The following is a 12,709-nucleotide window of genomic DNA, read 5'->3' as shown; positions in this document are numbered from 1 at the left end:
ATAATCAAACATCAGCACAATGCTTGTGGCGCAGCATGCGGTGGGTTATTATTACGGCTTGCAGCGTGTGATCCGATGGCTCAGGAAATCTTTATCACACCGCAGCCGCAGCATAGGCATTAAAACGCCCTCAATGCTGCTATCTTCCGCTTTTCAGCAATGTGAGCCCAAGGCGAGTTTTGTTAAACTATTTTGAACACCATGCTTTACAAGGAGATAAGGCAGCAGAAACGCCTGGGGCGCAGGACTGCTCCGTGGATGCCACTTCACCTTACTATTTAGGCTCTTATAAGAAATAAGCGGGTAATATCCTGGCTGATAAAAATTATAGGTTTAAAATAGTGGTAAGACTGCATTATAAGTACAATACCAATCGTTAGTACCCCATAAGAAATCCAATTTTTACCTAAATTTCCGTTTAGGCTGCGTTATCCCAGGTTTCTGTATTACTACAATTACTTCTAACTTGGTGACATCGTGACCACGGCAACCTAAGTCAACGTGAGTTTCTTTAGGCATTACACCAGTTAACCTTACTATTTGAGTTAAAGGCCCTACTATCAAGAGCCTATGGCCGTGGAATGCTCTTGCACAGCTTTTCAATTATTTAAATTATAATTCAATTACTTGATAATCGCTGCCAAAGGTGGAACCATTTGCATTTTCAAGCAATTGCCCTGTTGACCCGCCAGGAAGCCAAAGCACGCGCCGAAGCCTTAGGGGCTAAGGTGGCCAGCAGCGTGTCCGCCAAAACCGACTTTGTGGTAGCGGGGTATGAGGCAGGGTCGAAACTCACCAAAGCTGAGGAGTTGGGTGTCAAGGTGCTTAGTGAAGATGACTGGGTTAAGCTGATGAATCAAATATAATATCGCTAGTCGCAAAATTCCTAATAGTCATGAACCAAATTCTAATTTCTGTATATGCTACTATTCTTTCCTTTTAAGTTCTTAACATGATCACCTTCACCTTTTGGCTTGTCCTTCGCGTCACTTTTATCATCTGATTTGCTCTGCTTTAATTGATTGGAAAGTTTTTTTGGATCAATTTCAAGATCCTTACAGCATTGGCGAAAACCAATTTTAGGTTTTTGAGCTCTGATTTGCTTAATCATAATCAAATAGGTTTTAGCAATAGACGATTTTTGTTCATCACTGATATTAAGATTACTCATATCCTTGTTGGCGCTACGGATCGCATAATGTAAGGCAGTTCCTTCTTCCTTACTTTGAGCATTAATATCATCTCCTCTGGCAATCATTGCTGTCACGGCTCTGTGGTTGCCCGAATATGCAGCTTTATGCAAATCTGTAAAACCTCGCTCATTAGCAAAGGCTTTAAATTTGTCATTCCCATCCACGACTTTTTCAAACCGCGCTAACTCATTAAAGTTAGTATTATGTTGAGCCACGGCTTTGAGTAACTTTTTTTCGTTGACATGAACTTGACCTATATTGCGAGAACTTTCTTTCATGTTATTTTTAAAAATCTCTTTAAGGTCTTCCTCATAATTTTCCTTTTCGTTATCCGACATAGTTGGATAATGCTGAACCATATTTGATGCAATAGCATTAATTACCCGATTCATGCGGTCACCTTTAAGAGATGGATTTATATTTTGAGGGCTCGCTAATACTTCACGAGCCGCGTCGTAATAAGTATTTTCAATAAAAGATTCCAATGTTTGCATTTTTAGTGGCTTACGTAATTCACTTTCTTTTTTGTAAGGTGTTTTTGAATCTTCATCTCGTATATCTTCAATCTGGAAAGAAGCAGCTTCCTTATTATCAAGTGAATAGCTTCCTTTTACTATTACTACTTCACCTGAAAATCCTGCTCTTTTTTTAGGTTTTAAAGATTTACCAACCTCAATTACCTCTTCATCACCTTTAATTGCTTCATTGTCATTTTTAATTAATTTATCATCACCATTAATTACTTTTTCCATTTCTTTAGTTGTTTCTTCGAATTCTTGATTTTTAAGTTGTTCATTGAGAGGTTCAACGTGTTGGATTCGATCCGCTCTGTGATACTTTTGTACACCTTCTATTTCTTGTTGACTGTTATGAATAGCATCGTATTCTCTACCAAGTAACATAACATCGAGCAGTTTCCGTTCACGTTCAGTAATTTCATTATCGGGTTTTAAATCAATTTTAGCAGCTTTTTCCTCCAATTCCTTACGTTGTTCAAGGGTTATTGTACTAAAACTTTTCTCGCGAAGATATTGTTCAGGATAGAGATAAGAATGGATTTCTTTTTGCGCTTTAGTACGTTTTTCGGATAAATCGTCATAGGCCCTGGCATCTTTAACTCCAAAATACGACACGGATTCGTTAATGAATTCTCCTGGTTCCTTTTCATATGCCACAAGTGGTTCAGGCCCAATTCGTGACATAAAATCGTTTAATTCTCCAGGCTGAAGTATGCGTTTTTCTGGTAGAAGAGTATCGGGTTCGTTAGCAAAGCTCTGAAGTGATATCTTAACTTTATCGAATTGTTTCTTATTTAGAATAACGGAAGAGAATGCTTCGTTTATAAGTTGGCCCCATTGTTCATCGGATAAACCTTGTTTATCTCCTAAAAGTACATCCTTCAGGCTTTCCTTGGTATTATAGCGAAATACCTGCAACTGGTGCGATTGGGTTTTAGGATCGTTTTCCTTCGTTTCGTAATGTTGATAAATAGCTCTTCTATCTCTAAGAGGCATTGATTGAATCCGGCTACTAAGTTCATTTATTGCTTGCTGCTGCCGTTCAGAAATTTTTTCTTCACCATTAGAGAGGCGTACATCCAGTTTGTTATAATTATCCACCACCATTTCTAAAGCATCCTCATGACGCCCTTCTCTGGCGGCTTCATGTAAATCACTCTTGAACTTCTGCTCTTGTGCCTGTTCCTCCAATTGAACCCGTCTTTCATCAATCAGGGGCTTAAGTTGATTATCATAATTTTTAGCGAGTTCTCCTTTTGCATTGATGATTATGTCACGCACATTTTCAACGGTTATATCATTTTGCCGACTATTAATATCATTTAATAAAGCTGTGTATGGTTGCTTGCCATCTTCATCATCTACAGTTTTTCTGGTATCTATAATACCTATTCGCACTGCGCCAAGAAGCTGATTTTTAGTAAGTCCTTCTAGATTGTGCGTTATTTCCTCACGGGATTCTGCGTCAGGTATAGGCGATTGAGGAACAGGTTCTTCTAGAGAAAGCGAAGCATTACCTTCAGTAGGACTAGCATTTTCTTCTTTGAGTGATACTGCTCTAGAGGTGAACGGAATATGAAAACGCCCAAATAAAGTAGCCATTTTGTATACCTTTAATATATTTAATATATATTATAACATATAATTACTAATATTCCATATAATATTAAGAGGGACTAATTATACGCTTTAAATATTATTATATATTAAAATAAATAAAACATCAACATTAAATGATTTAATTAAATTATATATCATTAATGCATCATTAACATTAGCAGGCAATAGTTAGTATCAATCTCAAGCGCTATCGCGAACTTTTGCTATATATAATAAAAATTCCGTATTACCATCTCCGCCCAAAATAGGGCTTGGGGTTATCCCTTTGACTTCCCAGCCTTTTTGGCTTGAAAACCATGAAGATGCCTCCTCACATGCACGTGTGTGAAGGGCTGGATCCGTCACAATTCCCTCACCTATAAGCTCCCTTGGGAGTTGAAATTGGGGCTTTATGAGTACAAGCCCCCTGCCTGAAGGCCGTACCAATTCCAATGGCCTTGGAAGCGCATTCTGTAGCCTGATAAAACTTACATCACAGACTAATATATCAATGGGGTCCGGTATTAATTCCCTGCTCACATCCCTGGCATGGGTACGCTCCAGTACCACCACCCGTGGATCCTGACGAAGTCGATAATCAAGCTCCCCATAGCCAACATCCACAGCATACACTTTTGTAGCACCTCGCCTCAATAAGACATCGGTAAAGCCTCCGGTACTGGATCCCACATCCAGTGCAATGGTACCAGCAGGATCAATCGCAAAATGATCCAGGCCATGAGCAATTTTTAAACCACCGCGGGAAACATAGGGATGGTCTCTACGCGATTTAATGGTGATATCGGCCTCCACGGAAACCATCTCACCCGGCTTATCCGTTTTTTGCGTTCCCACCAAAACCTGTCCCGACATAATAAGCGCCTGGGCCTGCTTAGTATCATTCGCCAACGCTCGCTCTACAAGAAGTTGATCCAAACGTTTTTTATGTTTCATGTTTCATCTTTTATATTTCATCTTTTGTGATTTATCTTTTACATTCAATTTAACGATTAACAGGCTGACATATAACGCAGAAAAATGAAGATCTCCCACCAATAACTTCTTTTTCAATAATATGGTTACATTGTTGGCATGGTTCCTTATCACGGCCATAAACTAAAAATTGATGCTGAAAATATCCCGACTCTCCACTCACCTGGGAATAATCTTTTAAGGTTGAACCACCCGCATCAATGGCGCGTACCAACACTTGCTTGATACACGCTACTAACGCTTCACATTCGTCTTTGGTGAGCGACGAACACGGTCGCAACGGATGAATTCCTGCTTGATATAAACTTTCTGATGCATAAATATTACCAACACCCACGACCACCTGATTATCCATCAACGCCAATTTAATAGCTTTATGCCGCTGGTGAATCGTATCAAACAGCAACTCACCGGTAAAATCCAGATGCAGTGGTTCAGGCCCTAGATGCTTAAACAAAGGATGTTGACCCAACACATCCACTGCCGTTAACTCAATCAAACCAAAACGGCGCGGATCATTAAACACAATCGCCGAACCATCGGTAAAGATAAACACCACATGGTCATGTGTCTGAAAGTCCTTCTTTAATGTTCGTTCAAAACGAATCCTGCCGCTCATCCCTAAATGCAAGATCACCACACGGTTATGATCAAAGGTAAGGAGAAGGTACTTGGCTCGCCTTTCAACCGCAATAACCTGATGCTCTTTAAGCACTTGGGGTAATGCTTTAGGAATAGGAATCCGCAAATCCGGGCGACGTAATACTACCTCAGCCACGATCTTTCCGATGATCAACAGCTCTAGATTTTGCTTAATAGTTTCAACTTCGGGTAATTCCGGCATACGTTTTTCCTTAACGCGGTGTTTTGGGTATTGCACCTCGCGCCAATTCGTCAGCACGCTCATTCATGGGATGTCCATTATGCCCCTTAACCCAATGAAATTTACAGGTATGCATTTCAACAAGGTCGTGCAGTTCTTTCCATTGTTCTATGTTTTTAACAGGATCGCCACTGGCTGATTTCCACCCCCTCTTCTTCCAGTTAACCAACCATTTTTCAACGCCGTCGGATACGTAACGGCTATCCGTATAAATATCAACTCGACAAGGCCTTGTCAGTGACTTTAATCCTTCAATAACTGCCTGAAGTTCCATCCGGTTATTCGTCGTCATCACTGCACCACCACTAAGCTCTTTGAGCGTATCCCCTTTCTTAAGGATAGCCCCCCACCCCCCGGGGCCTGGATTTCCAGAACAAGCACCATCGGTGTATATTTCAATGTTGGTTAATTCACTCATGTGTATTTCACTTCATTTATTTTCATTGATTGTCAGACCATAACCGGTAGCCAATCGCTTACCGGATGCTGCTGGTGGAAGGCAAGTTTAGTACTATACTCATGAGGATTTTTAACTTTGACCAATGCCCCAGGCACCTGATTGATAAAATCATAAGAACGGGTGAGCAGAAAGCGAATTGCAGCACCACGCAACAACACCGACAGCGCACTGATTTCCGTTTCTGAAAGCGGACGTTGTCGATGGTAGGCTTTCACCAAAGAAGCCGCAAAATTCGGCTTAAAATTCCAGGCTGGGTCAAAACACCACGCGTTAATACAGATCGCTAAATCATAAGCAAAATAATCGGTACACGCAAAATAGAAATCAATAACGCCGGTGAGTGTTTCGTCTTCAAAAAAAACATTATCGGGAAACAAATCAGCGTGAATAACACCTCGCGGAATATCAAAATCCCAGGATACATTTAAAAAGTCCAACTCCTTGTTAATCATCGATTCCAAAGCGGGATCTACAAGGTTTAACTTGGTAGCCATTTTATCAAAAAGCTGTTGCCAGCCTTTTATTGAAAGATCATTTTGTCTAGTCTGGTGAAATCCCTCAACGGCATTGTGCATGTTGGCTAGTTGTTCTCCAAGCGCCGGCAAATGGAATCCTTCGATATGTTCAACTCCCCGGCCGTGAAGAAAGCTAACAATCACGGCAGGTTTATTTGCCAATACGCTAAACAGGCGTCCATCTTGATCTATCATTGGTTTAGGACAAGCAATCCCGCAAGAAGCCAGGTATTTTTTAAGTTCAATAAAAAACGGTATATCCTTTTCATTCACTCGATTCTCAAAAAGAGTCAGGATAAATTTCCCCTCAGAGGTAATGATCAGGTAATTCGTGTTTTCAATCCCCTCTTGGATAGGATGGAACTCACGGAGCTCACCCAGCGTATATTGAGCCAGAAATTGTGTAATATCGTTTCTAGAAAGGCGGGTATAAACGGCCACCAGACGTCTCCTGTGAATGATCAGATCACGAGCCTAAACCACTTTCTTACTTTTTTCTAGCCTCGTCTTATGTTATAACTAGAAAAAAGAAGGAATGTTATGGTTCATGATCCCAAGCCTGTTGTTGCAACCCGTAAATCAATTAAAATCAATGTGCAAAAAGGTAACCTGTATCATTGGTGTGCGTGTGGACGCAGCCAAAATCAGCCTTTTTGTGATGGTTCACACAAAGATACCGGCTTTAAGCCTGTGGCTTATACGCCCGAACACGATCAATTGGTTGGCTTTTGCGGATGCAAATACACCAAAACCGCTCCACTGTGTGACGGTGCGCATAAATGCCTTCCTGAAAATGTCTAACATTTAAATTTAATCTGTATCGTTTATTTCATTTAAAAAAAGCTTATGTCACTTCATTCTCCCATTCTACATATTTTGTTTGATCGTGGTTTTATCCACCAAACAACCGATGAGGCAACCCTTGATGCACTTTTGGCAAAAGAAAACGTTACTTTTTATGTAGGCTTTGATTGCACGGCTGATTCACTGCATGTGGGTAGCCTGATCCAATTGATGATGGTGCGCCATTTTCAAAAACAGGGGCATAAACCTATCATTCTTCTAGGAGGCGGTACCACTAAAGTAGGCGACCCATCCGGTAAAGATGAATCACGCAAACTACTGACCGATGAAATCATCGCTGCTAATATTGCCGGCATTAAACGCACTATCAGTAAATTTGTGACGTTTGGTGATAGCGGTCATGATGCCATTTTGGTGAATAATGCCGATTGGCTTAGCTCTTTAGGCTACATCGATTTTCTGCGTGATATCGGCAGCCATTTCTCAGTCAATCGTATGCTCACCTTTGATAGCGTGCGCCTGCGTTTGGAAAGGGAACAAAATTTAAGTTTCCTGGAGTTTAATTATATGCTCCTACAAGCCTATGATTTTGCGGAGCTCAATAAACGCCACCAATGCCGTTTGCAGCTTGGCGGTTCTGACCAATGGGGTAATATCGTCAATGGTGTAGAATTAAATCGTCGCCTTGGCTTAAACGAAAGCTATGGTTTAACCACCCCCTTATTGACTACAGCCAGCGGCGCTAAAATGGGCAAAACAGCTCAAGGGGCGATCTGGCTGGATAACGATAAATTATCTGCATATGATTACTGGCAATTCTGGCGCAACACCGACGACCGCGATGTGGGCCGATTCTTGAGGCTGTTCACCGAATTACCGCTAGCCGATATTATCGCATTGGAAGATCGCGATATTAACGAAGCCAAAAAGCGCCTGGCTACCGAAGCTACCGCCTTGTGCCATGGTAGGGATGCCGCCAATCATGCCGAAGAAACCGCTCGTAAAACATTTGAAGAACACCAACTTGGTGATAATCTTCCTACCTATGACCTCACAGACGAAGATTTAAACCTCCCTGCATATCATTTATTTAAACAGGTTGGTCTGGTTGCATCCAGCAGCGAAGCACGACGTTTGATTGAAGGTGGCGGTGGTAAAATCAATGATCTGGCTATTGCAGATCCTTCTCATCTGACAAAGGATCTTCTTCGTCAGCATGAATCCCCTGCTAAATTATCAGCGGGAAAAAAGAAGCATGTCAGAGTTCAGTGGATCCGAAACCAGGAATAAGATCTAGAAATGGTATCTTAATCCGGCTTCTACTCCGCTAGACACAAACGAGTCGAGTTTCACTTCACCCCCCACTCCTTTGAATTTGCTGGAGGCAACTCCCAAATAGCGATAGCCAAGCGTTATATCGGTTTGTGGCATGCTCGATGGAGTAAACGAAATACCGGCCATTGCCTGGTAAGCCATGTTGTTATCCGAACTACTTGTATTACCCAAACCATTGCTGGTTGGAAAATTCAACCGGGCCCAGCCAAGGCCGCCACCTACATACGATGTAATCCCCCGAGTCGCGCGCATATCATAATAGATATTTCCCATAGCTGTGGTCATATTCAAATGACCATTGGGATCTGGATTGACCGATCCAGAATTATTTACTTTGTCCAAACCGAACGTATGATAACCACCTTCTGCTTCAAATCGTACAGCACCTGAACGGTTATTTAACATCGTGGGGCGGAAACCTAGCGCAACGTTCCCACCATAACCTTTATCATAATGGACACTACCCGTTGTCAATCCTGATACATCTTCTTGATTAGCCACCGACACATCTCCGCTGACACTTACATATAAATTGGCAGCACCTGGTCTTGCTGCATAAGCCGATAAAGCAGAGAGTGTTGATATCAAAAGTACGGGTAATGCTGAGTATTTCATAAAACATCCTGAAAATTAAAGCCTCAGCCATTGTTTAAAGGATAAACGTTAAGCAAATATAAACAAGCAACGATCGTGCATGGATTTGCGCTGGTCGCGTAATCAGTGTTATGCTGGGTCTCCAACCTTCTAAAGCAGCACTCGCCTACGGCTCCATATTACTTTAACAGGTTAAGAGGAAGGAGTTTGGAGGGGATCAATATAATGTTTGATTGCTCGAGCGTCACCCTAGGTTTGGAATATTGGCGGTTCCCACACACTCCGTCTTCGACTGATTATAACCCGACTAAATTCTCTGCAAACGCACGGGCTTCAAAAGGACGCAAATCATCAATCCCCTCACCGACCCCGATGGCATACAAATTAATACCAAATTCTCTGGCAAGGGAAACAACAACACCGCCTTTGGCCGTGCCATCTAACTTCGTCACAATGAGCCCATCTACTGCAATAGCAGATTGGAATTCTTTGACTTGCTGGTGGGCATTTTGACCGGTGGTCGCATCAAGTACTAATACAGTATGATGAGGAGCCGATGCGTCGAGTTTTTTGATCACCCGCACCATTTTACCTAATTGTTCCATCAGGTTGGACTTAGTATGTAACCTGCCAGCTGTATCAACCAGTAAAACATCAATCCCTTCCAGTTTAGCTTTTTCAAGTGCTTGAAAAGCAACACTCGCTGGATCTGCAGCTTCTGCTCCCATGACGATTGGGCATCCTACTCGATTAGCCCACACTTCAAGTTGCCCAACAGCAGCGGCTCGAAACGTATCGCAGGCAGCCATCATCACCGATAGACCTTGCTGCTGGTAATAAGAAGCCAGTTTACCAATGGTCGTTGTTTTACCATTACCGTTAACACCAGCGACTAGAACAACATGCGGACGATGCTGTGGATTAATGTGAAGTGGTTTTGCAACCGGAGTCAAGAGGTCGGTTATTTTATCTGCCAGAAAATGCTTCACTTCTTCAGGACTGATGTCTTTTTCGAATTTTGCTGCAGACAGTGCCTGGACAATATCGCTGGCCGTTTTTACCCCCATGTCGGAAATGATGAGCAAATCCTCTAAATCATCAAGTGCTTCTTTGTCTAATTTGCGTTTAGTGAAAATATCGGCAATACCCGATGATAACTTACCGGCTGATTTACCAAGGCCTGATTTAAGCCTACTCAAAAACCCAGCTGGCTCGTTGGCTGTTTCGGTTGTGTCTAATTGAACAGATGTTTCAACAGTGCTGTTTTTAACCGGCTGCTCGGTTTTAGTGCGGTGGAATAATTTAAACATGCTCTTTCCTTAACCAGTAACGCGCCCATAGAGAACACCGTCTTCCAAATGAGTCACCGTTGCTTTGATTAAAGAACCAACGTCAAACTCACCCTCTAATTTTATTTCCGCATGATCTTCTGTTCTGCCCATGCCGGATGATTCTATCAGAATGTCATATGTATTTCCGATTTTCTTTTCAAGGAAAGAACAAAAAATAGTGGTTCCTAGCGCACGCAACCTGGCCGCCCTGCTTTTACGATCAGCGACAGGAACCTGTGGCATTTTTGCTGCCGGCGTTCCTTGACGCGCCGAGTAAGGAAACACATGTAAATAGGGTATGCCTATTTGTTCTACGAGATCCAGCGTGTTTTGAAACATCTCTTCGGTTTCGGTAGGAAAGCCTGTGATAATATCCGCCCCGAACACAATATCAGGGCGAAGCCGTTTAGCCTTAGCACAAAAATCAAACACATCCTGGCGTAAATGCCGCCGTTTCATACGCTTGAGAATCATATCATCGCCAGCTTGAATACTTAAATGCAAGTGCGGCATCAATCTAGGTTCAGCGGTTAACAAGCTCAAAAAGTCCTCACTCAGTTCTGCAACATCGACCGACGATAATCTCAACCGAGATAATTCGGGTACTAATTTAAGAATGCGGCGTATGGCTTCTGTTAAGGTGGGCTGGCCTGGCAAATCTTCACCATAACCCGAAATATCAACCCCCGTTAAAACCACCTCTTTAAAGCCATTGGCTACCAATTCACGTACACGCTCAACAATATCCCCCAGCGGAACCGACCGGTTATTGCCGCGGCCAAAGGGAATAATACAGAAGGTGCAACGGTGGTTACAGCCATTCTGGATTTCTAAAAATGCCCGCGTTTTTCCTTCAAAACTACTGACCAGGTGGGCAGCCGTTTCTTTAATCATCATAATGTCTTGAACCTGTGCCTTGGGGCGTGATTCCTGCTCTATGTGCGGAAGCAGCGACTGGTAGGAAGCTGATTCTAGTTTTTCGATGTTACCAAGCACATGATCAACTTCTGGCATGGTAGCATAAAAATCAGGATTAATTTGGGCCGCACATCCCGTCACTATAATAGATGCATCAGGTTTTTGCCGGCGGGTTTTACGGATCGTTTGACGTAATTGTTTTTCGGCTTCCTGGGTAACGGCACAGCTATTGAGAACAATAACCTCTCCCGCAGGCGCAGCTCCGCCGAGGGCCTTTTTAATCACCTCACCTTCAAAACTATTTAAGCGGCAGCCAAAATTGATAACCTGGTATGTCATAGATTCCTTAAGAAAATGCCCCCCCCCCCTCCTCTTTAGTGCAGAGAACAGCGGAGGAAGAAGCATTATCCGTTTAAATAAAACGAAATTATACCACAACCCTATACATCTCAACAGCCTAAATTGACTTTACTTGAAAAGCGATGTAGAGATTTTAAGACATCAACGGTTTATAATGGAAAATTATGCACCCTCAACAATCTCTTTCCCTCGCTAAATGGCTCCTCTTTTGTGCATTAATGGTAGGCATGATGGTCTGGATCGGGGGGGTGACGCGCCTTACGGACTCGGGATTATCGATTACACAATGGAAACCCATTACCGGTGGTATGCCACCCATTACCCAGGCCAACTGGGACCATCTTTTTAACGAATACCAGCAGACACCCGAATTTAAACTGGTAAACAGAAACATGTCACTTTCGGAGTTCAAAAAGATTTTTTGGTTTGAATGGACTCATCGGCTGATTGGTCGACTGACCGCTATGGTATTCTTTATCCCATTTGTTTATTTTCTTCACCTTCGGGCCATTAACAAAAAGCTGATGTTGCAATTACTGGGCGTATTATGCCTGGGTGCACTCCAAGGCGCCATGGGGTGGTACATGGTTAAAAGTGGCCTGGTAAACCGAGTGGATGTCAGCCAATACCGTTTGACCGCCCATTTATTAATTGCGTTTTCTCTTTATGCATCGCTGATATGGCTCTCGCTTTCGCAAACGGATCAAGCTTATCCTCCCGATCGAGATTTAATCCCTGTCAAATTACGGCTGATATCCTTTATCATTACAGCCCTTATCTTTACTCAAATTGGCTTGGGAGGCTTCGTAGCAGGCCTAAAAGCGGGTTATCTGTACAATACCTTCCCATTAATGGGAGATCATTTCCTACCTCCAGAATATAATACACTGGTGCCTTTTTATAAAAATTTCTTTGAAAATCATGCCCTGGTACAATTTAACCACCGTATTCTTGCCTATGTTACCTTTATAAGTATTTGCCTTTTTTGGTTTTTTTCGCTAAAATACCCACTCACTCCCGTCCTGAAACAGGCGATTACGGTTCTTTTGATAGTTGGGGTATGTCAAGTGCTCCTCGGTATAGCAACATTGCTTTCTTTTGTTTCTATTCCGATAGCTTCCCTTCATCAAATGGGCGCTGTATTATTGTTTGGTACGGCTATTTTTATCAATCACCGGATGGTTAACACTCATCTCCCCGTATAGC

12 protein-coding genes are annotated in these 12,709 nt (G+C 42.5%); 4 read left to right on the top strand and 8 right to left on the bottom strand.

From position 1 onward, the window contains the following. Positions 1 to 611 precede the first annotated feature (611 nt). Positions 612 to 866 carry a hypothetical protein gene (locus IPP74_09980; protein ID MBL0319595.1) on the top strand — a complete coding sequence of 85 codons (255 nt, stop codon included), beginning with the start codon at positions 612 to 614 and terminating at the stop codon, positions 864 to 866. Between the two features lie 41 nt (positions 867 to 907). On the opposite strand, the gene IPP74_09975 is transcribed toward IPP74_09980, so the two are convergent. The 5 genes from IPP74_09975 to IPP74_09955 form a co-directional block, all read right to left on the bottom strand. Continuing rightward, a complete protein-coding gene (locus IPP74_09975; protein ID MBL0319594.1) occupies positions 908 to 3,313 on the bottom strand; it encodes an ankyrin repeat domain-containing protein in 2,406 nt (801 codons plus the stop codon). Between the two features lie 198 nt (positions 3,314 to 3,511). After that, positions 3,512 to 4,264 (bottom strand): TlyA family RNA methyltransferase, encoded by a 753-nt coding sequence (locus IPP74_09970; GenBank protein MBL0319593.1) that lies wholly within the window; start codon positions 4,262 to 4,264, stop codon positions 3,512 to 3,514. A 49-nt stretch (positions 4,265 to 4,313) separates the two neighbouring features. Further along, a complete protein-coding gene (gene mutM / locus IPP74_09965) occupies positions 4,314 to 5,147 on the bottom strand; it encodes a bifunctional DNA-formamidopyrimidine glycosylase/DNA-(apurinic or apyrimidinic site) lyase (protein ID MBL0319592.1) in 834 nt (277 codons plus the stop codon). Positions 5,148 to 5,157: 10 nt separating this feature from the next. After that, on the bottom strand, positions 5,158 to 5,604 hold the full coding sequence (rnhA, locus tag IPP74_09960; protein MBL0319591.1) for a ribonuclease HI: 447 nt from the start codon (positions 5,602 to 5,604) through the stop codon (positions 5,158 to 5,160). A 32-nt stretch (positions 5,605 to 5,636) separates the two neighbouring features. Further along, complete coding sequence (locus IPP74_09955; GenBank protein MBL0319590.1) at positions 5,637 to 6,602, bottom strand: homoserine kinase; 966 nt, start codon at positions 6,600 to 6,602, stop codon at positions 5,637 to 5,639. Positions 6,603 to 6,701: 99 nt separating this feature from the next. Between IPP74_09955 and IPP74_09950 the strand changes: the two genes are divergently transcribed. Beyond that, on the top strand, positions 6,702 to 6,962 hold the full coding sequence (locus IPP74_09950) for a CDGSH iron-sulfur domain-containing protein (GenBank protein MBL0319589.1): 261 nt from the start codon (positions 6,702 to 6,704) through the stop codon (positions 6,960 to 6,962). Between the two features lie 45 nt (positions 6,963 to 7,007). After that, positions 7,008 to 8,255, top strand: coding sequence for a tyrosine--tRNA ligase (locus IPP74_09945; GenBank protein ID MBL0319588.1), 1,248 nt, complete (start codon positions 7,008 to 7,010; stop codon positions 8,253 to 8,255). Between the two features lie 3 nt (positions 8,256 to 8,258). On the opposite strand, the gene IPP74_09940 is transcribed toward IPP74_09945, so the two are convergent. From IPP74_09940 to mtaB, 3 genes are all read right to left on the bottom strand, one after another. Beyond that, positions 8,259 to 8,915: a porin family protein gene (locus tag IPP74_09940; protein ID MBL0319587.1), complete on the bottom strand. Its 657-nt coding sequence runs from the start codon at positions 8,913 to 8,915 to the stop codon at positions 8,259 to 8,261. A 275-nt stretch (positions 8,916 to 9,190) separates the two neighbouring features. Beyond that, entirely contained in the window at positions 9,191 to 10,204 is a 1,014-nt protein-coding gene (ftsY, locus tag IPP74_09935) for a signal recognition particle-docking protein FtsY (protein ID MBL0319586.1), read from the bottom strand. Between the two features lie 9 nt (positions 10,205 to 10,213). After that, positions 10,214 to 11,482 (bottom strand): tRNA (N(6)-L-threonylcarbamoyladenosine(37)-C(2))-methylthiotransferase MtaB, encoded by a 1,269-nt coding sequence (gene mtaB / locus IPP74_09930; protein MBL0319585.1) that lies wholly within the window; start codon positions 11,480 to 11,482, stop codon positions 10,214 to 10,216. A 185-nt stretch (positions 11,483 to 11,667) separates the two neighbouring features. Between mtaB and IPP74_09925 the strand changes: the two genes are divergently transcribed. Next, positions 11,668 to 12,708, top strand: coding sequence for a COX15/CtaA family protein (locus IPP74_09925; protein ID MBL0319584.1), 1,041 nt, complete (start codon positions 11,668 to 11,670; stop codon positions 12,706 to 12,708). Position 12,709 lies beyond the last annotated feature (1 nt).

Source organism: Alphaproteobacteria bacterium (genome assembly GCA_016722515.1).
In the GTDB taxonomy this organism is placed as follows: Bacteria; Pseudomonadota; Alphaproteobacteria; order Rickettsiales; family JADKJE01; genus JADKJE01.
Note: the sequence above shows the minus strand (reverse complement) of the source record. Positions and strands in the feature narration are given on the sequence as shown.

Coding starts and splice junctions, on each gene's coding strand:
- IPP74_09970 (MBL0319593.1), bottom strand. CDS start 4,264: ATGAAACATAAAAAACGTTTGGATCAACTTCTTGTAGAGCGAGCGTTG.
- IPP74_09950 (MBL0319589.1), top strand. CDS start 6,702: ATGGTTCATGATCCCAAGCCTGTTGTTGCAACCCGTAAATCAATTAAA.
- IPP74_09945 (MBL0319588.1), top strand. CDS start 7,008: ATGTCACTTCATTCTCCCATTCTACATATTTTGTTTGATCGTGGTTTT.
- IPP74_09925 (MBL0319584.1), top strand. CDS start 11,668: ATGCACCCTCAACAATCTCTTTCCCTCGCTAAATGGCTCCTCTTTTGT.
- mtaB (MBL0319585.1), bottom strand. CDS start 11,482: ATGACATACCAGGTTATCAATTTTGGCTGCCGCTTAAATAGTTTTGAA.
- mutM (MBL0319592.1), bottom strand. CDS start 5,147: ATGCCGGAATTACCCGAAGTTGAAACTATTAAGCAAAATCTAGAGCTG.
- IPP74_09940 (MBL0319587.1), bottom strand. CDS start 8,915: ATGAAATACTCAGCATTACCCGTACTTTTGATATCAACACTCTCTGCT.
- ftsY (MBL0319586.1), bottom strand. CDS start 10,204: ATGTTTAAATTATTCCACCGCACTAAAACCGAGCAGCCGGTTAAAAAC.
- IPP74_09975 (MBL0319594.1), bottom strand. CDS start 3,313: ATGGCTACTTTATTTGGGCGTTTTCATATTCCGTTCACCTCTAGAGCA.
- rnhA (MBL0319591.1), bottom strand. CDS start 5,604: ATGAGTGAATTAACCAACATTGAAATATACACCGATGGTGCTTGTTCT.